The 22,283-nt window shown below is 60.9% G+C and carries 15 protein-coding genes; 3 read left to right on the top strand and 12 right to left on the bottom strand.

Translation table 11 applies throughout. The features are described from left to right. Window positions 1–16: 16 nt before the first annotated feature. The 12 genes from GE543_RS03830 to GE543_RS03775 form a co-directional block, all read right to left on the bottom strand. Window positions 17–3,895 (bottom strand): cellulose biosynthesis protein BcsC, encoded by a 3,879-nt coding sequence (locus GE543_RS03830; RefSeq protein ID WP_178118540.1) that lies wholly within the window; start codon window positions 3,893–3,895, stop codon window positions 17–19. Continuing rightward, on the bottom strand, window positions 3,871–5,082 hold the full coding sequence (gene bcsZ, locus GE543_RS03825) for a cellulose synthase complex periplasmic endoglucanase BcsZ (protein ID WP_003408510.1): 1,212 nt from the start codon (window positions 5,080–5,082) through the stop codon (window positions 3,871–3,873). The genes GE543_RS03830 and bcsZ overlap by 25 nt, the downstream gene beginning before the upstream one ends. Before the next feature lie 3 nt (window positions 5,083–5,085). Further along, on the bottom strand, window positions 5,086–7,341 hold the full coding sequence (gene bcsB, locus GE543_RS03820) for a cellulose biosynthesis cyclic di-GMP-binding regulatory protein BcsB (protein WP_153220806.1): 2,256 nt from the start codon (window positions 7,339–7,341) through the stop codon (window positions 5,086–5,088). 14 nt (window positions 7,342–7,355) lie between these two features. Beyond that, window positions 7,356–9,575: a UDP-forming cellulose synthase catalytic subunit gene (gene bcsA, locus GE543_RS03815; RefSeq protein WP_153220804.1), complete on the bottom strand. Its 2,220-nt coding sequence runs from the start codon at window positions 9,573–9,575 to the stop codon at window positions 7,356–7,358. Then, the gene (gene bcsQ / locus GE543_RS03810) at window positions 9,572–10,711 is read right to left on the bottom strand and encodes a cellulose biosynthesis protein BcsQ (RefSeq protein ID WP_153220802.1); all 1,140 of its coding nucleotides are present in this window, start codon (window positions 10,709–10,711) and stop codon (window positions 9,572–9,574) included. The genes bcsA and bcsQ overlap by 4 nt, the downstream gene beginning before the upstream one ends. Before the next feature lie 269 nt (window positions 10,712–10,980). Then, complete coding sequence (locus GE543_RS03805) at window positions 10,981–12,192, bottom strand: murein transglycosylase A (protein WP_153220800.1); 1,212 nt, start codon at window positions 12,190–12,192, stop codon at window positions 10,981–10,983. 250 nt (window positions 12,193–12,442) lie between these two features. Then, window positions 12,443–12,928 carry a GNAT family N-acetyltransferase gene (locus GE543_RS03800; protein WP_003345975.1) on the bottom strand — a complete coding sequence of 162 codons (486 nt, stop codon included), beginning with the start codon at window positions 12,926–12,928 and terminating at the stop codon, window positions 12,443–12,445. Window positions 12,929–12,982: 54 nt separating this feature from the next. Next, window positions 12,983–14,224, bottom strand: coding sequence for a phospholipase D-like domain-containing protein (locus GE543_RS03795; protein ID WP_153220798.1), 1,242 nt, complete (start codon window positions 14,222–14,224; stop codon window positions 12,983–12,985). 64 nt (window positions 14,225–14,288) lie between these two features. Next, the gene (locus tag GE543_RS03790; RefSeq protein ID WP_003404753.1) at window positions 14,289–14,939 is read right to left on the bottom strand and encodes a MotA/TolQ/ExbB proton channel family protein; all 651 of its coding nucleotides are present in this window, start codon (window positions 14,937–14,939) and stop codon (window positions 14,289–14,291) included. Between the two features lie 25 nt (window positions 14,940–14,964). Then, the gene (locus GE543_RS03785; protein ID WP_046271268.1) at window positions 14,965–17,247 is read right to left on the bottom strand and encodes a TonB-dependent receptor; all 2,283 of its coding nucleotides are present in this window, start codon (window positions 17,245–17,247) and stop codon (window positions 14,965–14,967) included. Window positions 17,248–17,267: 20 nt separating this feature from the next. Continuing rightward, entirely contained in the window at window positions 17,268–18,047 is a 780-nt protein-coding gene (locus GE543_RS03780) for an energy transducer TonB (RefSeq protein ID WP_046236359.1), read from the bottom strand. A 2-nt stretch (window positions 18,048–18,049) separates the two neighbouring features. Further along, window positions 18,050–18,457, bottom strand: a complete 408-nt coding sequence (locus tag GE543_RS03775) for a biopolymer transporter ExbD (RefSeq protein ID WP_046236358.1) — start codon at window positions 18,455–18,457, stop codon at window positions 18,050–18,052. A gap of 201 nt (window positions 18,458–18,658) precedes the next feature. On the opposite strand from GE543_RS03775, the gene GE543_RS03770 reads away from it, so the two are divergent. From GE543_RS03770 to GE543_RS03760, 3 genes are all read left to right on the top strand, one after another. Continuing rightward, on the top strand, window positions 18,659–19,222 hold the full coding sequence (locus GE543_RS03770; protein ID WP_003414935.1) for a GNAT family N-acetyltransferase: 564 nt from the start codon (window positions 18,659–18,661) through the stop codon (window positions 19,220–19,222). Continuing rightward, window positions 19,219–20,793 (top strand): alkaline phosphatase, encoded by a 1,575-nt coding sequence (locus GE543_RS03765; protein WP_153220796.1) that lies wholly within the window; start codon window positions 19,219–19,221, stop codon window positions 20,791–20,793. The genes GE543_RS03770 and GE543_RS03765 overlap by 4 nt, the downstream gene beginning before the upstream one ends. Window positions 20,794–21,191: 398 nt before the next feature. Continuing rightward, window positions 21,192–22,229 (top strand): acyltransferase, encoded by a 1,038-nt coding sequence (locus GE543_RS03760; protein ID WP_178118539.1) that lies wholly within the window; start codon window positions 21,192–21,194, stop codon window positions 22,227–22,229. Window positions 22,230–22,283: the final 54 nt, after the last annotated feature.

Below are 22,283 nucleotides of genomic sequence, written 5' to 3'. Positions count from 1 at the left end.
CGAATTTCTCCAGAAATCAGTTGGAATAAGGTGAACGGTAAGGGCTGACCGGCAGCTCCATGGGGCCAGTCACGTCCTCGAACATGTAGCGCAGGTACAGCGCCCCGCTGAACTGGCGATAGTCGCGGGCGTTGTCCAGGCCCAGGTTGGCGCCCAGGAACAGACTGGAATCGAGCTTGTATTCGCCCGCCGCGCTGAGGTTGTAGCCCAACCCGGTCTTGCTCTGCCCTGAGTAACGCTGGCCGGAAGCCGCTTGCAGAGCGCTGTCGTCGGGGAAGAATGCGGCGCCGTCCTGCTTGATGTGCTGGACGCCGACCGAACTCTTGACCTGATAGCTGAAGCGCTCGGTACGCTGCGCCCACATCACCGGCACGCCGATGGCATAGAAGTTCTGCGGGCTGAAATAGCCACCATGACCGTAAGTGAAGTAACTCTGGTCGTTGGCGTAACTCATGCCCATCAGGCTCAGGCCCGCGGTCAGCTTGCTGTCCTCGGCATTGCGCAAGTACCAGTAGACACCGCCACCCACTTCGCCACGGGTGTTGGACTTGACGTTGGTGCCGACCAGCTTGTGCCAGGAACCGTAGCCATAGCCGCCAATGGTCTGATCGTCATAGCTGATCTGCCCGCGGCCGCCGTTGGCGGTCACGCCGCCCCAGGAAAGACCGCTGCGCTCGTCGGTGGAACCGGCAAACGAGGTCACGCTGTCTGTCACCGGACGCCGTGACACGTTGAGGCCGTAACGCAGATCAGGGTTGTCGCCCAGCGGCCGGTCGACGCTTACGCCGCCTGCGACCGTGCTGTATTTGAAGCCCACGGGCGTGGTGCCGATATCGGCTTTTAGGCCCTCTTCGGGGCGTTCAAAGGCGACCGCCAGACCGACGCCCTTGTCGCTCTGCGAGCCTGCTGCGCCGGCCGTTCCACCGCCAAAGCGCGCGCCCGCATCGGACTTCACACTGCCGGCATTCAGCGACACCGGCGTGACGCGCACGGCTACGCGGTTATCGCCGACCGGCATGTTGATCTCCAGCGGCGTCTCGACCACGGTGAGCTTGCTCAGGCCGGACTCGCTGTTATTGCTGCGCACCGCGAGGCCCTGGCGGACGAAGCCGCTGCGCTGTTCGAGAATACGATTGAGCGCCTGCTGTGCGCTGCTGGCCTGATCGCGGTCGGCGGCGGCCAGAAACGGATTGTCACGCACGCTTTGCGCACGTCCGCCAGACAACGGTTGCTGTGCAGCGCCCTGACCGGGATAAGCGGTGCCGCGCGTGGCCGGCAAGTCCGTTGCCGCGCCGCCGCTGAGCGACACCTGCGCCGGTGCCGGGATCGCCGACGCTGCGGCCAGACCGCGTGAACCGCTCGCCGCGAACGGATTGGACGAGGTAACACCCGCCCCGCCCTGCGTAGCCATCAGACGCTGTTTTTCGCTCTGTTCGATGGCCACAGCCTTGCGCAGCAACTCGGTGGCTGCACCGGTCTGGCCCATACTCTGGTAGATGCGCGCTGCCTCGGTGAGGCTCTGCGGGTCGTTACGCTGCAGGGTGCGGAACTGGCTCAGGGCCTTTTCGGCAAAGCCATAATCATGGGCTTTCACGGCTGCATCGGCAGCCCCCAGGAGTACTTGCGGATCATTGGGCTTACGCTGCAACAACGGCTTGTAGAGTTCGAAAGCCTTGGCGCTGTCACCGCTGGCGGTGTACATCCGGGCGAAGGCCGACACCGCCTGAATGTCGTCCGGACGCTGGGCCAGGGCCGGGGCCAACGTGTCGTATGCGCCGGCCAGATCACCGCCTTCACGCAGCAGATCGGCCTGACGAATGCGGTAGCGATACAGCAGGTCGTCGAAACGTTTACGGGTCTGCACGCCCATGGGTTGCCCCTGCACAGTGCGCAGGAGCGCATTGACCTGCACGTCATCCCCCGCTGCGAGCAACAGACTGGCGTATTGCAGCAGCAGATCAGGTGACTGCGCAGGTGCCTGAGCGATGGCGGCGCGGGCCATTTCCCGACCACGCTCCGGCTCGCCGGCGTCGATGTAGGCGCTGGCCAGCGTGAGCTGACGTTCCGGGCTGCCGCTGGCAACCGGTTGCAGGCGATCGAGCAGCGCCAGCGCCTCCTGACGCTGACCGCGCCGGGCGATACCGATGGCCAGGTTGATCTGCACGGTCATGTTCACTTCGTCGGCAAGCGCCTTCATGTCCGGGGTGCGCTGGTCGACAGGAATGCGCGCAAAGGTGGCCTGGGCTTCTTGCCACTGGCCCATCTCCACCGACAGCAGCGCACTGGTGTAGAGCGCGTCGATGTCGTTAGGCCGAGACTTGAGCAGCTCGTCGATCAGTACGCGAGCCTTGGGCGCCTCGTCGGTCTTGAGGTACAGACGCGCCAGGTCGAAACGGGTCCAGACACTGTCCGGATCATTTTTTACCGCATCCTTCAGGGCCGCCTGAGCGGCGCGCAGATCGCCACGTTGCTCGGCCAGCCGTGCCGTCTGCGTGGCACGTAACGCCTTGAAACGACCGCTGTCACCCAGCGCAGCCTGTTCGGCAGGCGACAGGGTATCGAGCAGGCGCAGCGCTTCATCGGCCTGGCCGCTTTGCGCCAACACGTTGATCAGCCCGCGCACGGCTTGCGGATTGCCGCGCTGGGTCGCCAGCACCTGACGATAGCCCGCCTGGGCCGCGTCGAGTTGACCGGCCTGGGCCTGCAGATCGGCCTGAGTCAAACGCACATCGATGCTGTTCGGGTTCTGCCGCTGCACCTGAGCCAGCAACTCTTGAGCCTTGGAGGTCTGCCCCTTGGCCTGCAGGTCGCGGGCCTGTTGCAGCGATGTCCAGAGCTGCACACTCTCGAGGGCGCCTTTCCAGCGTGCACCGCCGGGCTGGCGAGTCGCGCGGGTCAGCAACTGCTCGGCTTCGGCCAGTCGATTCTGTTGCTGACGGACCACGCCCAACCCACCCAGCGCATCGGCATCGTCGGCCTTGGTTTTCAGGCGCGCGGCAAATGCTTGTTCGGCTGCGGCATGATCATTTCGCTCCAGCGCCTTCAGCCCACGCGCCACCAGCGGATCCTGCTGCCAGCCCGAAGCACCACCACCACCGGCTTGCTGCTGACGCCCCTTGTTGAGTTGATCACGAATGTCCTGATCATTGGGATGGGCCTTGAGGAACGCCTCGAACAGCGGCACTTGCGCCGCCGTAGGCGGGCCTATCCAGACCAGCGCCATGCGCCAGCTCTGATCGGCATCCCCGGCGATGTCCGTGTGCGTACTCAGCCGCGCCAGCGCAGCGATCCCCTCGGCCCGGGTGTCTTCGCGACGGGCCAGATGCTTGGCAAAAAACAGCGCCAGAATCGAGTCGTCCGGGTTCTGCCGCATCAGGCGTTCGAAGCCCTTGCGCGCTTCGGGCCAGTCCGCGCTGTTGAAACCCAGGTTGGTGTAGTACTCGCGCCCGACCTTGCCTTCGGGCAAACGGCCGTTGAACAGTTGGCGAAAGACCCCGGTCGCCTTGTCGCGCTCACCGGCATCGGCCAGGCGTCGGGCCTCATCCAGCAAGGCCTGATTCTGCGGCTGGCCGAGGGCGATATCCTGCTCCAGCTGCACCGCCTGCCACGGCACTGGCGACAGGGCCTGCAGACGAGCCAGGTACGCCTGCGCCTGCTGCGGCTTGTTCTGTTTGACGCCGATCAGGCCCATGCCATACAGCGCGTCGATCTGATTGGGTTCGATCTGCAGCACCTTCTGCCAGACCTCGGCGGCCCGCACCGGGTTCGAGCGAGCCTGCCAGTACTGGCCCTGCTCGATCAACTGCGACTCGGCGGTGGCGGCCTGGGCTTGAGAAACGCTGGCTGCGATCGCGGCAACCAACCCGATGACTAACGTGTGGCGGCGCGCGGGCATGACGTCTCCCAGGATAATTTGAGCGTTCCGTCTTCACGGAACTGATAGCGTTTTTCGACCCAGCCCAAGGCAAACAGGCTGAGCATGAGGTTGTAATAGGCTGGTTCAGTGCGGTCTTTCGGGTCACGGGCCAGCGCCTGGCTGACCCCGGCTTCGACCCTGCGCTGTTGTTGTTCAGCCAGCCAGGTCTGACCCTTGGCGTGGAAGTACGGCAACAGCGCCGCCGAATAACCGAAAGGCCCCTGGCCCTCGCGTGTACCGCTGACCACCTGGACTTTTTCCGGTGGCGTGCCGCTGGACGCGGTGCTGCTCGACATACCGTCGAGCCGGGCCAGCAGGCGTGCTGCCAACGGATCGGACGCAGGTGTCATGCCCGCCCAGAGGTAGACGCGAATCGCGTCATAGCTGCCCAGTTCGCCTGTGCCCGGATCGACCACGAACAGACCGCTTTTCGGAGAAGTCCCGCGGTAGCCGACCCAATCGGCGATGAACCCCTTGGGGCTCGATGCGTCGATCAGCTTGGCGGTGTTGTCGGCGATTTCCTTCCAGGGACCGGCGGGTGTTTCTTTCGCCAGACGCCGCAACAGCGGAATGGGCAGGTAGCTGGCGTTCAAGCGCCATAGATGGTCCGGCTGCACGAAACCTTCGGGGCCGGGCAGGAGCATTTTGCCGAGCCCCGGCAGATTGACCACCAGCCGCGACTCCACGTTCTTGAGCAGGGCCAGCGCATCGTCGCGATAGGCCGGGTGCTGCCAGACGCGTGCAGCTTCGAGCAACGCGTAGATGATCCACAGGTCGGCATCGGACGCGGAGTTGGCGTCCTGAAGCGTCCAGTTGCCATCCTCGCCCTGCCCCCACAGCCAGCCTGGCAGACGCGTCTTCAGGTCAGCACCCGCCATGTTCGCGGCGGTCCACGTCCACAGCGCATCGAAGCGCGCGCGGTCATTGGCCACCAGCGCAAAGAGCATGCCGTAGGACTGACCTTCGGAGGTGCTGTGGTTGACCTTCAGGCTCGACTCCAGCATCCGGCCGTCGGCCTGTACGTAGCGCGTGGCATAGTCCTGCCAGAACGGCCAGGTCGCAGCGTCGCACGCGCTGTTCGCCAGCACCGGCGTCAGGGTCGCCGACGCCAGCAGGCCGACCAGCCAGCCGGAGGCGCGGCGCAGTTTAAGTGCACGAAGCGGCATGGCTTATTCCTGCTCCAGACGGCGCTTGGCGAGCGAGCGCAGGGTCAGGTAGGCAACTCCGGTCACCAGCACCACACCCACGGCCAACACCAGCAGCAGCCACAGCACGTTGCGCGACATCAGCCACTGCACGTATTTGAGCGGCCCAAGGTCACCGACGTAGTACTTCTGCTCGGCAACCAGCGCCTCGACCGAATCGCCGCGCACCACCACCAGGCTGCCCTGTACCTTGTCGCTGCTGCTCAGCGCACGGGCGACGTCGCTCATGCCGCCTGGCTGACCGCTGGAGATCAGCACGACGCTACGTCCCTTGTGCAGCGGCGATTCGAAACCGGTCAGGAAGGTGCTGCGCACGTCGCTGGAGAACGCCATGGCGACCCGCGCCCGACGCTGGTTTTCATCCGGGTCCGGGCTCATCCAGTCACGCAGGCGGAAGGCCAGATCGGAAAGCTCGAAGCCCTGTTGCTGAGCATTGCCGGAGATCGGCAAACGGTCGGCCCACTGTTTGAGCAAAGGCTGATCACTGCCCGAGGACATGACCAGAATGTCCTTGTCGGCGGCACTGGCGATCTGCGCCGCCTTGATCACCGACACACCGGTCGCCGGGTAACCGGTCGACTCGCCGAAACGGCCCAGCACGCTCAGGTAAGCGCTGACGTCTTCGGCACTCGGCTGATCAGCCAGCACCACAGCGGTCTGCGACAGGTCAGCCAGGCGTGTGAACGGAAACCCTGAATCCTTGAACACGCCCAGGTTCGGCATAGCCATGAAGTGGTCGTAACCGCTGAAATCCAGCGTCGATTCCGGATCGATGCTGCCGCGCATGTTATCGATGATGATGTCGCCACATTCGCCCTGCTTGAGGTAGTCGAACATGTAACGCAGTTGCAGGCGCGATTGCAGGGCCGCGGAGTTGAGCGGCAGGTACACATGCGCTTCACGGCTGATCGTGTCATCGCCGCCCGTCAGTCGCGAGACGATCGAGTTGTTCAGGTTCTCGATCGACGGCAGCGGCTCGGCCTTGATCAGCGTGTCGTTGAGGCTGACCATGATCGACGAATTGTTCGAGCGCTCCTGCGGTGTGTAGCGGTATTTGAGAGTCAACGGCACGCCGTCTTCACGCCAGCTGAACAGGTCCGGCGGCAGGTTCAACGGCACGGTGATGTCACCCGGATCGTATCCGGAGACGTTGAGTTTGTTGGCAGGCATCAGCTCGCCCAGTTTGATTGGTCGATCACTGGGCAGCCAGTTCGGCGCGTCGTATGGTTTGCGCGGTGCAAGCATGTCGACACGCTCGATCAATGCGCTGCTGCCGACCAGGCTCTGACCGCCAACTACCAGCGCATTGACTGCCCGCTTGAGCTCCGCCGAGTCACGCCCGGTGATCACCAACAGCTTGCTGTTCGGGTCGTTGGGATGGGTCACCATCGTCAGGGTCGGGCCTTTCGGCGCTGGCATCATCAATGCGCCGAGCTGCAACGGACCGTCGCCCTTGAGCAATACCAGCGCATTGCCCTTGGCCGGCAGCTCATTGAAGTGCGCCGGGAAGCTGGCCATACGCGAGCGGGTCTTGGCCGCGCCGATCCAGGACGCCAGCGCGCCTGCCGCCTCCAAAGTCGCGTTATCGGGTGCTGCGCCCATCACCACCGGCAGGTTCACATTACGGTCATCGCGGCGGTCGAAGAACGGCAGCGGCAGAATCGCCAGGTCATTGGGCAGCGCGAAGGGCGTGACCCGGATGTCCAGCCGCGTGTCGTTGTTGATCCGCGCCCAGAGGCTGGAATGCTTGGGGTCTTCGCAGCTCATCGTGTAGTGGCCGATGAACTGCAGGCTCAGGCGGTTGAACTCGGTGATCATCTGCGGCGGGATCTCGATCACCTGCGTCTGTGGCTTGCCGGCGCCGTCCTTGGGCAGCGGAAGGGTCGCGGCCACTTCGTCGTTGATCATGACGTTGATCTGCGACAGGTCCGCCAGTAACGCCGGCGAATAGCTGTAGCTCAGCGACAGGCTTGCGCCGGTCACCACCTGATCGGCACGCACGTTGAAGTTGACGCTGTCGGTGGCTTCCACACCGCGCAGGTTCATCGGGTAATTGCGCCCCAGCTGTTGCAGCGTCACGCTGTAACCCTCGTTGGCAACCGCCGTTTCAGCAGCGCTTGCACCCGCCCCCGTGGAGAGCACGGACAACGCACAAGCCAACAGGGCCCATGAGCGGCGAACGGCGAACCGCTCGGCACCGAAAAAATACCGTTTAGTCATGACTACTCAATCCATCAAAGTGCGGGAGGTGGGGAGGTTTTTTTACGTGTTGGCAGTAACCGGCTGAAATCCTTGCGGGTGGCCTTGAGCAACTCGACGACGCCACGAACACCGACATGGCTGACTTCGCGTAGCGCAGACAGCGGGGTGTCCGGCTTGCCGTGCCCCCAGGTCGACGCCCAGGTGTCGGCACGGCCAAAGGTCAGGCGTACCAGTTCGCTCTGCTGACGCAGCGAAAGATCATCGAAGCGAGTGCCCAGATAGCCGTCGCGGCAGAACATCACCGTGGCGGGGAAATGACTGGTCTGCGTACCGCGATACAGCGACACCGTGATGCTGTCGCCACTGTCGATGCCCGAGTCGGCGGGCAGCACCAGCCCAAGGCCGGTCTGCGAAAAGTCCTGAGTCACGGCGTCGAATACCACGCCGTCAGCACGGGTAACGCGAATCGGCAGTCTGGCCTGGACCCGCGGCTCAGTGCGCACCTGACGGATCTCGCTGGCCACCGCAATCGCAGCGCTGGTAATGATGATGTTGTAGATCGTCCAGGCCATGTTGATGACGATGGTCAGGGTGATCGCATCGTTATTCCAGCCCAACTGGTAGAGGCTGTAGATGCCCAACACGAAGACCACTGCGTTCAGCGTCAGCAGCACGATGTAAGGCCGCGCCAGCGTCCAGTCGAAGAATTTCTCCTCGACCACGCCGCCCTTGTCGGTCACGTTGAAGCCACCGAATTTCGGGTTGACCAGCGCCATCAGCACCGGGCCCATGATGTACCAGGCCAGCACCGCCTCGTAGACCTCGTTCCAGAACGAATGGCGGAAGCGGCCCTGAATCCGCGAGTTGGTCAGGCTGGCGTGGGCCAGGTGCGGCAACACATAGGCGGTGATCATCAGCGCCGAGGCGTGCATGACTTCGGCACCGAACAGCAGGTACGCCAGTGGCGCGGTGAGGAACACCAGACGCGGCAGGCCGTAAAAGAAGTGCAGCATGGAGTTGGCGTAGCACAGCCGCTGGCCCAGCGAGAGGCCTTTGCCCAATAGCGGGTTGTCGGTGCGAAAGATCTGCGCCATGCCCCGCGCCCAGCGAATACGCTGGGCAACGTGACGCGACAGGCTTTCCGTCGCCAGCCCCGCCGCCTGGGGAATCGCCAGGTACGCCGTGTTGTAGCCAGCCCGATTCAGCTTCAGCGCAGTGTGCGCATCCTCGGTCACGGTTTCAGTGGCCACACCACCGATGTCCAGCAACGACGAGCGACGCAGTACTGCACAGGAGCCGCAGAAGAAGGTCGCGTTCCACAGGTCGTTGCCGTCCTGCAGCAGACCGTAAAACAGCTCGCCCTCGTTGGGCACGCTGCGGAATGTATCGAGGTTCTTTTCGAACGGATCGGGCGAGAAGAAAAAGTGCGGCGTCTGCAGCATCGCCAGTTTCGGGTCCTTGAGAAACCAGCCCATCGCGACCTGCAGAAAGGAGCGGGTCGGCACGTGGTCGGCATCGAACATGGCGATGTACTCGCCATTCGTGGCCTTGAGCGCTTCGTTCAGATTGCCCGCCTTGGCATGTCGATTGTCGCCGCGGGTCAGGTAGCCGACGCCGATCTGTTCGCAGAACTCGCGAAAATCCTCGCGACGACCATCATCGAGCACATAGACCCGCAGCTTGTCGCGTGGCCAGTCGATGGACTGCGCGGCAAAGATGGTCAGTTTGACGATGCTCAGCGCCTCGTTGTACGACGGAATGAACACATCGACGGTCGGCCACTGGCTGGAATCGCTCGGCATGATCACCGGCTTGCGCTGCAACGGCCAGGCCGTCTGCACGTAACCCAGCACGATGACGATCAGCGTGTAGAACTCGGCGATGATCAGGCCGTAGCCCAAAAGGCTGTCCAGCCAGTTGTCGAAATCTAGGGTCGAGGTCAGGCGCCAGTACATGTAGCGAAACGAAGCCAGCAACGACAGGGTCACCAGCGTCAGTACCGATATACGCCCCGGTATCCGGCGAATCACCAGCATCGCGGCGAAGCATGCCAGGGCAAAAAAGCACTGTGCATAGAGGTCCAGTGGCACGGTGACGACCAGCGCCATCAGCAGCAGGCCGACCACAATCGCCACGCTTTTCAAGGCGCGCCGCAGGGTCGTAGACAGACCGCCGAACCATGCCAGCAAAGCATGCAGCCACAATGATGAGCGCGTCCGGGGTACGGACGCGTCGAGCGACAGGTTGGTCATGACAATCGGTTCTCTTCTACGTCCTGAGTCAGCAGTCGGGCAATCAGCACATTACTCAGCACGCGCAGGTCCTGAGTGCCGGGAGAGGCACTCGGCACCTGGACCGCGTTGTGGCCGTAAGCCAGCGCTTCTGCGAGCGCATAATCATTGCGAATGACGCCCAGCAGCCGCTCGCCCAGACGTCGAGCCAGGACGTCGTGCATGTCGCGACTGAAGGTGCGCGAAGCGTCGAACCGGTTGATGACGTAATCACAGGCTGGCGCTTGCGGCCCGGCCAGAACCGGCTCGAGCCAGCCCTGCATCTGATCCAGCGTCGCGTAACACGCCGCATCGGCGGTCAGCACCACCAGTACCTGGCTGGCGGCATTCAGCGCCTGCTGCAACATGCGCAGGTCACCGCATGGCACATCGAGAATCACCACATCACGGACATCCAGCTCCATGCGGGCGATCTGACGGACCAGCCAGTGCGGATCGTTTTCCTGAAAGTGCTCAAGGGAGCGGCGCTCATCGAGCGGCAGCGTGCCATACGGCAAAACCTGTGTATCGCAGGAGCCGGTCAGCAGCAACGCGCGCCAGTTTTCGCCGCTCAGGCTGGCAACGCCGAGGCCGGCGACATCCGGGCTGGCATTGAGGTGGTGCTGCAAGGCGTTTTGCGGATCGAGGTCGATCGCCAGCGTCTGCGCGCCTGGCACTCTGACCAGGCTGGCCAATGCCGCGCTGAGCGTACTTTTACCCACACCGCCCTTGGCCGACACCACTGCGATCACGCGCGCCGATGTTCTCGGTGGCTGGCCCTTGAGCAGCGATTGAGTCAGGGCTTCGTTGTTACGTGCCTGCGCTTCAGCCTGGCGTGCCTGGGCAGCCTCGGCGAGCAGATTCGCCAAGGCACCGGAGGCGGCACGCTTGGTTGTCGGGGTCATCAGGAGGTCAGGTGCCGTATCGGGCATTTCGGCCGGTTGCGCCGCGCAAGTCTGCTCGGGCAGCGGTTGATCGGTCATGCGTGACGGCGCAGCGGGAGACCTACCGGCTGTGGGCGTTTCCTGATAATCCAGGCTGTCGTCGACCTCCAGATAACCCTCGGAGCTCGCACCAAAACGCTGGAACAGATTGGCCACATCATCAGCTCGATTCATCCTGAATGACCTCTAGGGGCCGCTATGCACGATCCCTGTGTAAAAGCATTAATACCAATGTGTAATGTCATTATGACAGTGTCAAGAAAACCGCTATATGACGTCCACAATTTACCGATGAACGGTAAATTGTTCTTTTGATGACACATTTCTGGCGTTGGAAAACCGTGCACATGGCTGCTTCAGGCATGTTTTGAAGGACAACGGGGCATGAAGAAGATAGCTACCTATCCATTGAGCAGGACGGTAGCTATCGAGGTGAAGGGATTTCAGTGACTGGTTGAAGCCGAGTTTGCTGCAGGGGCTGGTTCTGCGGACTGAGGCAACGGCATGCCTTTGGGCCACAACAGCCAGATATTGCCTTTCTGCTTCATGTCGCCAGCCAGCTTGCCCGCCTCATCGCCGGTCCCCCAGAACAGGTCGGCGCGTACTTCACCGGCAATCGCACCGCCCGTGTCCTGGGCAGCAACCGGACGCACCACGCTGCTGCCATCCGGCCGCGTCGTGGAGAGCCAGAGCAGGCTGCCGAGCGGAATCACCTTGCGATCGATGGCCACGCTGTAGCCGGGGGTCAGCGGCACATTCAGCGAGCCGCGCGGGCCTTCGTTGCTGTCGGGGTTACGGGCGAAAAACACGTAGCTGGGATTGCTCGCCAGTAGCTCGCTGATCCGCTCCGGATGCGCCTTGGCCCAGGCCGCGATGCTACCCATGGTCACGTCTTCCTTCTTCAGCTGCCCCTGCTCTACCAGCCAGCGACCAATCGCGCGATACGGACGACCGTTCTGATCGGCGTAGCCCAGACGCAGCTGCGAGCCATCCTCCAGACTCACGCGCCCCGAGCCCTGAATCTGCAGGAACTGCAGATCCATCGGGTCGGTCAGCCAGGCAATCACCGGCGCATTCAAGCCTTGCGCACTGATCGTCGCAGCGTCGTCGTAAGGCTTGAGCACCCGTCCCTCAAGCCGACCGCGCAGACGCTTGCCTTTGAGCTCTGGGTAAATACTGTCCAGATTAACCACGATCAGATCGTCCGGAATGCCATACACCGGCACATTGGCCGTGGCGGTCTGCGTCAGGCTGCCCGAATAAACAGGCTCGTAGTAGCCGGTGATCAAACCATCGGCACTGCCCCCGTCGGCGCGCAGGCTGTAGACCTGCAACTGCTCCTGCAAAAAGGTGCGTATCTGCGCAGCATCCGGCGCAGCCGCAAGACTCGCAGCCGCCGCACACGTTGGCCCCCACACCGCATCAGATTTCAAACGCACACACGCACTGCGCCAAGAGGCAAAACCGGCCTGCAAATCCGCGTCGGACACCGCAGGCAGCGCGTCCCAGCCAGCCTGGCTGTACGTGGTGTGCGGCGGCGCAGACGGCGTCACCGGCTTGTCAGATTTGTCGGACTTGTCACACGCGGTCAGTAACGCAGCCAGTGGCAAAACCAGCGCCAGGCCCCGCAACCATGGCTTGAAAGAGAGCATCATCAGTAGCACCAATCCTTTTACAGCCCGCAGCAGGCTGGTGGGTGAAAGGTGTCATTGTGGCCGAAGCGGGCAGAGGGGCCTAGGGTTTGTCTGAAAAGTCGACCTGGATGATGTGGAGACGCGGCGTAAGAGAAAGATGGAGTCGAGCAAGTCAGCGCTCATGAGTGGTACGCGTTGGGCCGGTGCTGCACGGCCCCGACTTCGTACCTGATAACAAACAGGCTGCATTCCGAGGGTCTTTTGAAATACGTCAGTAGACTGCTGCCATGCTGAAAGCGTCTATGTACTCGCCATCTCGATAGGCGAATTTTCTGTGCGTGCCCTCTATGACAAAGCCATTCTTTTCGTACAGTGCGATAGCAGGCTTGTTATCAACGAAAACAGTAAGCTCCAGGCGCTTTAAATTCATCCATCGAGAGGCAGTGGCGGTGAGCTCGTTCAATAACAAGTCACCAATACCCTGGCGATGATGACTGTCTGCAACCCCCATCCAGAAATCAGCTACATGCTGCCTGCGCCCCTGAAAACGATAGAGCATGGCGCAGCCGACAACCATGCCATCGCACTCGGCAACGAGGGACAGCCCAGAAGCACTTCGACTTTCGACAAGCTTTTTTACGTCGTTGGTTGACTGGTGCGGCATACGAAGCGTCCACCAACGGAATACCGGTTGTTCAAACATAACAGCCAGCGAAGACCAGTCACTGTCTGCCATGGCACGGACGATCAAGCTCATTTCAGCCCCCTCACTAACGCTGCCCTGCCCTTTCGGCTACCCATCTGCTTACTGTCAAGGCTTACCCGGATGCGGCTCCGGGTAGTCGCGATTGATGTCGATGGGCTTGGCGTACGGCCCATCCCAAAGCTGCTCGTGCAGTTGGCCGATGCGTTTGGCCATCGAGTCGTCGTGCATCACCACTTCCAGATTGCGCGAGTTGTCGAGGTAGCCGCCCAGCCAGTTGCTGGTGCCTACCCAGGCCACCTGATCATCAATATCCATGGTCTTGCTGTGGATCACGCGTGCATAGGGGATAAAACCCTGAGCCGCCATCGGCAATGTGACGATGCGCACCTGCACGTTGGGCACCAGGGCCAGACTCTTGAGGTAGGCGACTTCGGGCATGCCGGTGTTCCAGTCGGACACCATGAGTTTGATCGACACGCCGCGGGCGGCTGCGCTGCGCAGGGCATTATCGATGACCGCATAGTAAGGCCGGGTTTTGTCGGCCCCGTAGGACAGGGGCGCGTAGTCCAGCAACTGGACACGAACCTCGCTTTCGGCTTGCGCCAGCAAACGGGGCAGTTCGGCCTGGGAGTCGACGACCCCTGGCGGGTTATAGCGCTGCGGACTGGCGATCAGGTAGTTGCCGTTGGGCGATGTGCTATCGACCGGGCGCGGCACCGGAACCGGTTTGCCCTCGGTAATGGCAGCCTGGGCAAGCCAGTCCTGATCGAATATGGCCTGCGTCTGGCCCACGACGGTCGACTCGTCGATGCGCAGGCCGGTTTCGTGAATGTGCTCCAGTGAGCGCCAATCGAAGTTCTGACTGCCGATGAACGCCTGTCGGCCATCCACGATCAGGAATTTGGCGTGAATGATGCCGCTGCCCGTGAGTTTTGCGTAGGGCAGTACGCGCAAGGTGAGGTTGGGGATCGCGCGCAGTCGTTCAAGGGTCTGCGGGTCGGAAAGTTTCAGGCCTTTTTCTTCCAGCAGAAACCGGATTTTCACTCCGCGCTGCCCGGCTGCCGTCAGGCTTTCAAGCACCTTGTCCATGACCGAACCTGCGTGATCTGCGACATAGAACTGTTCGATGTCGATACGCTGGCGAGCCCCGTCAAACAGCTCGCGCCAGACCTCGCCGGGTGCTCGCAGGTCAGGCGTCTGCAGGTCAGACCCGACCGGCACGGTGTGTACCAGTTCGAAACCCGGGATGGCGAAGTCTGCTTGCGCGCACGAACTGCCCAGCAGTAAGGCTGCGATCACGGCGCGGTAGCTCAGGGACAGTCGACGATACGAAGGGTAAAAGAGCATTGCGAGCCTCATCGCCAGACACAGACAAGATGGCGCATGCCAGAGGCACACGCCGTTATTTGGATCAAGCCGTCCGGTATTTCGGTTGAGCCGAAACAGCCGGATGCTCGGCCTCGTCATGCACACGTGCTCCGCTGGAAGCGCGGATCAGCAGGATCTTGAGTTGGTCGTTGATGCGTTCCAGGCTGTCCTGAAAGTAGTTGTGAAAGACCACGCAGAACAAGGCAATGGCAATACCCAGCCCGGTCGCGAACAGCGCTGTACCGATACCGGCGGAAATCTGCCCGGGATCGGACACCCCGGCACTGGCCAGGGCCTTGAAGGTGTCGATGATGCCCAGAATCGTCCCCAACAAGCCCAACAATGGCGCAGCGGTGGTGATGGTTTCGATCAGCCAGAGGCTGCGGGCCAGCGGTGCGCGAGTGCTCAGGTACTGGGTTTCGATGACGTCATCCAGATCCCTGCGCGAGCCCTGCGCATTTTTTTGCGCAAGCACCGGCAGGACCATTTCCAGTGGCAGGCTGGTCCGGCGTGTCAGCGTCTCCGGCAGATCCTTTTCACTGTGTACCGAAGCACCGAGTGCCGTTTGCAGCGCCCGCGACTGGCGACGCACGTAAGCGAAGTAGATGCCTCGTTCGATCGCGACAAAGATCGCTATCGCGATGGCGGCGTACATCACATAGAACGTGATGTCGTGAAGCTGATTCATGTCCATGGCACGGACCTCTGGTCAATGAAGATTAGAAATTGGCTTCAAGAGAAACGGTAACGGTACGCTCGACCCCGACGATGTAAGCCGGGTCGCCATCGCGGAAACCGCTGTAAGTGCCCGCGTTGGTTTTGGTGGTGTACACGCCGTCCAGGTATTCCTTGTCGAACAGGTTGTCGACGTTCAGACGCAAGGTGGCGTCCTTGACGATTTTCTTGTCCACCGGAAGGTAGATCCCTGCGCCCAGATTGAAGATGGTGCGCCCCGGAATGCTTTCGTCGTTGGTCAGGTCGCCATACAGCTTGCTGGTGAGCTTGGCGCCAAAGGTCCCGTAATAACTGCCGTCGTCGTAGCCGATGTTGGCGGCCAGCATGTTTTTCGGCACGTTGGTAAACTGCTTGCCACTGGTCGGCAGTTCGATGGCGGTGCCGTTATTGAAGACGGTCAGGTCATCTTTCTGTTTGGCGCGGGTGTAGGTGTACGAGGTGTAGTAATTGAAATGGTGCGGCAGCAGGCCACTCCATTCCAGTTCCAGCCCGCTGTTGTCGACTGCACCGGCGTTGATGTCGGCAAAGTCGCCATTGATGTCTTTTGATGACACCTGACGGTCCTTGAACTGCAGGTAAAACAGTGTGGCCGCCAGCGTCATGTCCTGTTCGGTGTAGCGCCAGCCCAGTTCGTGGTTCCAGCTGGTTTCCGGCTTGCTGTCGATGGAGCCGGTGCCCGGGTCATAGAGGACGTAGTTCTGCGGCACGCGCATGTTGCGCGACAGGCTGTAGAACAACTGGTCGCGCTCATCCAGCTGGTATTTGAGGCCGACGTTCGGCAACAGCTTGTTGTAGGTCTGGTCGCGTTTTTCCGGCCGCTCGGTCAGGCTGCCGTGGTTGGTGCCTTCGCGTTCGACGTTCATGAAGGCCAGGCCGCCGACCAGCGTCCAGTCCGGGGCGAAATACCAGGTGTCCTGAGCCCAGACTTTTTGTGCAGGCGTTACGGTATAGCGGTCACGGCCCTGGATCTCGTTGCCGTTGGCATCGACCATGTAGTCCGAATCCGGCTGGATGCTTTCAGGCTTGCCATTGCTCTTCAGGCGGATGAAGGGCTGAGTCTGCGACTGGCGCGCGCGTTCATACCAGTAGCCGACCTGTACGCTGTGCTCGTCGTTGACGTCCCAGTTCAACTTGGTGGTGATGCCCGGACGCCAGGTCTGGGTGCGCGAAGGCCGGTAATACACGCCAGTGGTCGATGACCCGTCTGCGTTATAGGCCGCCGCCGTCGGCAGGTTGCTCAGGTCGAATACACCGTTCTGATTCGAGCCGCGGTTGAGCGCATAGGAAGAACTGTTCACGCCGCTGCCATTACCCCAGAAATAATAGGGGATGACGGAAAGAGACAGGTTGTCGGCCAGTTTGAATTGGGTATTGAGCACGCCGGTGAACGTCTGGAACGGGTTCTGCGCCAGCTCGTAGTAGCTGGACAATTTGCCGTTGCTGCCCAGCGCTGGCGTCGAAGGATAAGGGTCAAACTTGCGCCCGTTCTGCTGGAACTGACTCTTGGTGAGCTGGCTGTAGCTGTTGTTGTCCTGCTCGTGGTACTTGAGGATCAGGTTGGCGGTATTGCCCGAGCCCATGTCGAAGAAGCTGTTCCACTCCACCTTGTCGGCACGCACCGCGCCATCGCCGCGCCATTTCTGACCCTCGGTGTGAGACATCGACAGCCAGTTGCTCAGCCCGTTGATTTCTCCGGTGTTGAGTCGCGCGAAGGTCTTGTAAGTGCCGTTGCTGCCCACCACCTGCTTGACGAACGCGCCGGTTTCCTTGGTGGGCCGTATGGTGACGATACCGATGTTGCCGCCGCTGGAACCGATGTGCGGGCCGTCACTTTCGGCAGAGCCTTGAGTCACGAAAATCTGATCGATGTTTTCCGGATCCCCCAGCAGGTTGGAGTACAGCGCGTAGTTGCCGGAGTCGTTGATCGGCATACCGTCCACCGACATGCCAACCTGATCGGAGTTGAGCCCGCGCATGGTGAACCTGAAGCCAGAAAGACCGGTGGCGTCTTCGCTGGAGATATTCAGGCCCGGTGTGTACTTGAGCTTGTCGATGGCGTTACCTGTTGCGGTCTGCTTGTCGAGCGCTTCTTTGGTGACAGTGGAACGCGCCTTGATGCTCTCCTCCTGCACCATGTAGCCACCCCCAACCGTCGCCTTGCCTTGCACACCAATGGTGCCGACATCACTGGCACTCGAGTCGGCCATAACCATGCCGTGACTCATGCCCGCGGCGACCAACGCAAGGTGAATTCTGGAAAACTTCATCACTTTGTTCCTTGTCAGTACTATTGCACGCTGTAGTTGAAGGTGGCGGTGAAGCGCTGTTCGCTGCGTCCACCAAAGGCTTGCTCGGGAAACGGCTTGACCTGCTTGATGCGTCGCAGACTGTTGGCGGCTGCGCGGTTGAGCAGCATGCTGGAGGCCTGGGTCTGAATGCCGGAGTCCAGCACCCGCCCCTGGCGGTCGACCAATAACCACACCACAACCTCGCCACTCGGGCGCTCCAGTGAGGCCTGGCGGCCGGTCGGGTATTGTTTGTAACCGTCCAGTTCGCTGCGCAGTCCTTTGAGGTAGCCACCTTCCATACCCTGGGTGTCGACCTTCGGCGCTGCGGGTGGCGCAGGCGGTGACGGCGGCGCAACCGGGGCGCTGGCGATCGGCTTGCTGGGTGCCTGAACCGGCTCGACGGGTTTTGCCACTGCCGGTTTGGGCAAGGGCTTAGGCCGGGGTTCTGGCTTGATCTCCGGCTTGGGTTTTGGCTTGGGAACGGGCTTGGGCGGTGGCGGTGGCGGTGGCGGTGGCTCCGGTTCGGCCTCTTCGCTTTCGACTAGAGGTGGCGGAGGTGGCGGCTCGTCAGGCTGTACCGGTGGCGGTTCAGGCTGCGTCAATGGCTGGGGCGCGGGCTGCTCGGGCTCGGGCTCGATCAGCGCCAGTTCCACGGCAGATTCGTCGTAGACCGGCTCCATTTTCAGCGGACGGGTCTGCACACCGATCACAATTGCGATGAGCGCCACCAGCGCGGGCAAGCCGCCGAGCCACTGACGTACACGAAACAGGAAATACATGGTCAGGATTTGCGCGTGGCGATGGAGACTGACGTGAAACCACCCAGACGCAGGGTGTCCATGATCTCGACCAGACGGGCGACTTCCACGCCCTTGTCACTGTTAACGATGATCGTGGTTTTGCTGTCGGGTTTTTCCAGCGCCTTCAAGGCAGGCACCAGGGCGTCGACCGTGGTCGACTTGCCGTCGAGCTGTAATTCGCCGTTGAGCCCCAGCGTCAGGATCGATTTGTTCTGCGGCTTGAGCTGCTGTGAACTGCTGGCACTCGGCAACTGGGTTTTCATCCCCAACGCCGGAATCACGTTCAGGCTTACCAATACGAAAAAGACCAGCAGGAACATCATCACGTCGATCATGGGGATCAGTTCGATGTGCGCCTTGCGCTTTTTAGGTTCGTCCCACGTTCTCATGCCAGCCTCTCGCTCTCTTCTTAGAGGCCGAGAATCTAGCAACCGAACGTGACCGACCGGCTTGTTTTACAAGACCGATACATGACTGTTACATGGCTGTTACCTGTACATCTCATGGCACTTAAATGATTCTTGAGGCCGTCACGGAAATGCCATAACAACGCGCCAGCGTTTGAGCATTCAACCCGACGGAAAATACGGATGAGTCGCCCGTTGCCCACTATCAGAACCTCGCGTCTGCTGCTCGCCGCTTTGCAGCCTGAACAGGCGCTAACCGTCGCACGCCTGGCCGACGAGCCAACGATTGCGGCCATGACCTCTGCACTGCCCAGCCCCTATACCCTTGAGCATGCGCAGGCATTCATCGCCGAGACCCATGACCAGTACGCCGCCGGTCAGACGGTGAGCCTCGGGGTTCACCTTCAGGAAACCGGAGAATTGACCGGGATCGTCTCGCTGCGCCTTTCGATATCGCATCGCAGCGGCCATCTGGGTTACTGGACAGGAACGCCATACCAAAATCGGGGTTATGCCTGCGAAGCGGCTAAAGGCTTGCTGAGGCATGGCTTCACGGACATGAACCTCAACCGCATCGCCGGCCAGTGCTTCAGCGACAACCCGGCCAGCGCCAGGGTCCTGGAAAAGTGCGGGCTATCGTATGAGGGCTGTACCAGAGAGGCATTTCTGAAAAACGGTGTGTTCAAAAACATGCTGCTGTTCGGACTGTTGCGCTCGGAATACGCATCGTCGGAGGCCACGTCATGACCGATTTCAACCCCGACCGTCGACGCATCATTACCGGAGTCGCCGGTGCCACGTTGCTGTCGATCCTCAGCCCGTTTGCGCGAAGCGCGGGGGTCGATTATCCATTTACGCTTGGCGTAGCATCTGGCGATCCGTTGCCGGACGGCTTCGTGATATGGACACGTCTGGCACCCAAGGTGATGACGCCCTCGGGTGATGGCGGGCTGAACAAACCTGTCGAGGTGCGCTGGAAGATCGCCAGCGATGCGGCCATGGTTCACGTAGTCCGCACAGGACAGGCCACCGCCCACCCACGCCTTGCCCATTCGGTGCATGTCGAAGTAAGCGGCTTGCAGCCTGGGCGTCCGTATTGGTATCAGTTCGAGAGCCTGGGGGCGCAAAGCGCTGTCGGTCAGGCCTGCACTGCACCGCTGGCAAGCGCGATGGTCTCGGCGCGGTTCGGCTTCGTGTCGTGTTCACACTGGGAGGCCGGATACTTCAGCGCCTATCGACACCTGGCGGCAGAGCGCCCGGACCTGGTGTTTTTTCTTGGCGACTACATCTATGAAATGAACGTGTCCCCGGAAAACACTCGGTTCCCGCGTCACCACGCTACACCTGACCCTATGGACCTGGCGGGCTATCGCAACCGATACGCGCAGTACAAGACCGACCCCGACCTGCAAGCGCTGCATGCCTGTGCGCCGAGCGTCGCCACCTGGGACGACCACGAAGTGCAAAATGACTACGCCGCCCAGTGGTCACAGGACCCCAACGTGCCGGTGGACAGCTTTCTGCGCCGCAGGGCCGCCGCCTATCAGGCGTTTTACGAACACATGCCGTTGCGCGCCAGCAGTCTGCCCAAAGGACAGGAAATGCGTATCTACCGTAACCTGGACTATGGGCGTCTGGCACGTTTTCACGTGCTGGACGGTCGACAGTACCGCTCCGAGCAACCCTGCATCCAGGCCAACGGCAGCCGTCGAGGTCATGTCGCGCCCAGCGACTGCCCGGATCTGCGTGACCCGAAACGCACCATGCTCGGCTGGAAACAGGAAACCTGGCTGGACCGCAGCTTCGCCGAATCTCCCGGCCAGTGGAATGTCATTGCCCAGGATTTGCTGGTCGCGCCACTGGAACAGCGAGATCTCAAGACCCAGGCGCAGGGCCACTGGACCGACGGCTGGGACGGCTACATGACCACCCGCGAGCGCGTGCTGGCCTCCCTGCAACGCCACCAGACCCGCAACCCGGTGTTCTGGGGTGGCGATATCCATTCGTTCTGGACCACCGACCTGCACGCCGACGCCGGCAATCCGGACTCAGCCATCGTCGCCACCGAATTCGTCGGCACTTCGGTAACCTCCAGCGGACCACCGTTCGACGCCTTCAACAGCATTCTCGGCCTCAACCCACATGTGAAGTTCTTCGACAGCCGTCAACGCGGCTATGTGGCAGTCGACCTGAGCGAGCAACAGATGCAGACCCGCTTTCAAGTGGTGTCGGATGTGCTGGATCCTGCTGCCAGCGTGTCGACGCTCAAGGGTTTTGTGGTGGAGGCTGGCAAGGCGGGGGCTGTTGCGGTTAGCTGAGATGAACTGCTGCTACTCACTTGGCTTGCGCAGGCTTCCACGTTAAAGAGCGAACACTCTTTTCCCGTCGCGTCCTGACCAAATGAGTCGTCACATGCTCTTAAGAGACGATCACATGAGTCAGGTCACTGCAGTTATTGACTCACCTCGGGTTCAAGATGGCGCCCACCGGCACGGCCAAAACAGTAACTGACGGTACACTTATAAAAACATACCGATAACTGACACCTCGAACCTTGTCGTGCAACAGCACCTTATTTTTATCTAACGCACTGCCACGGTGATAATAGCGGGCTATTGTATCGACAATGTATTACTGTTCTCCCCGGAAAAAAACAACGGGACTAACCCTCATAATAGCGTGCGTCGAGAGTCTGCTCGGCCCAGGGAGCGGTTGCATGATTTCAGTCACAACGGATGTGCAGAGAGAGCGCGATCTATCACTGGACGGTGTTCGTTTCACGGCCATTTTCATGGTGATATTGATTCATGTCTCTGCCAAGGGATTCTTGTCCATGGGCCTCAACTGGTGGGCCGTGAACTTCTATGAAAGCATTTCGAGAGCCGCTGTTCCGTTGTTCTTCATGGTCAGTGGCGCCCTGCTGCTGACCAAGGAAACCAGCGCGAGAACCAGCCTGAAAAGAATCTGGCGAGTCACCCTGCCACTCTTCGTATGGTCGATCGTCTACCTGGCCTGGTTTCAGTACACGGGCACGCCCTTCGATGACTGGGTGTTAAGGATCCTCAGAGGCCCTGTGGTAGCGCACTTCTGGTATCTCTACACACTGATCGGGGCCTATCTGTTTCTGCCGGTCCTTATTGGTTTTTTCAAAATTGAAAATACCAGCTCGACAGTACTGGCCATGGCAGGATGGTTCATCGGTAGCAGCATCGTGCCCTTGTTTTACGTTCTTAACCAGAAAGGCTATCTGGGTGTGGATTGGGGCTTTCTGCCTCTGTACGCAGGGTACATCGTCGCGGGAGGGCTGATTTATCACCGAGTGAAAAGCTCGGACGCACTCGTGTCGCTGGCTGCTGTAACCTGGGCTGTTTGTGTCTCGGCAACCGCCCTGCTTACGTGGCAATACTCGATTTCCGTAGGCCATGCGGATGAAACGTTTTATGTGTACTCGTCGCCTTTTGTCGTCTTGGCAGCATTGAGTTCGTTCATCCTGTTACGTGCCTTGTTCAATCGGGTGTTTCTGAAAAGCGGGAGAATTCGTTCTTTTCTGATCTGGGCAGGCAAGTTGAATTTCGGCGTGTACCTGGTCCACGTCCTGGTCATGTTCTGGTTCGACATCAATGGCATCAGCTATAACTTCACCACACCGTGGCTTGCGATTCCCCTTACCTCGATTGCGATTCTTACAGCGAGCGGAGCGATGGTTTACCTCCTGCAGAAAATCCCGTTTGTCCGGCAAGTAGTTCCCGCTTGATATAGGGCACAGGATAGGAGCGGGGAATGGCCAGACTGCAAGGACCGGCCATTT

The organism is Pseudomonas sp. SZ57, assembly GCF_009495975.1.
GTDB classification, from domain to species: domain Bacteria; phylum Pseudomonadota; class Gammaproteobacteria; order Pseudomonadales; family Pseudomonadaceae; genus Aquipseudomonas; species Aquipseudomonas syringae.
This window is presented reverse-complemented; position numbering and strand designations above follow the sequence as displayed.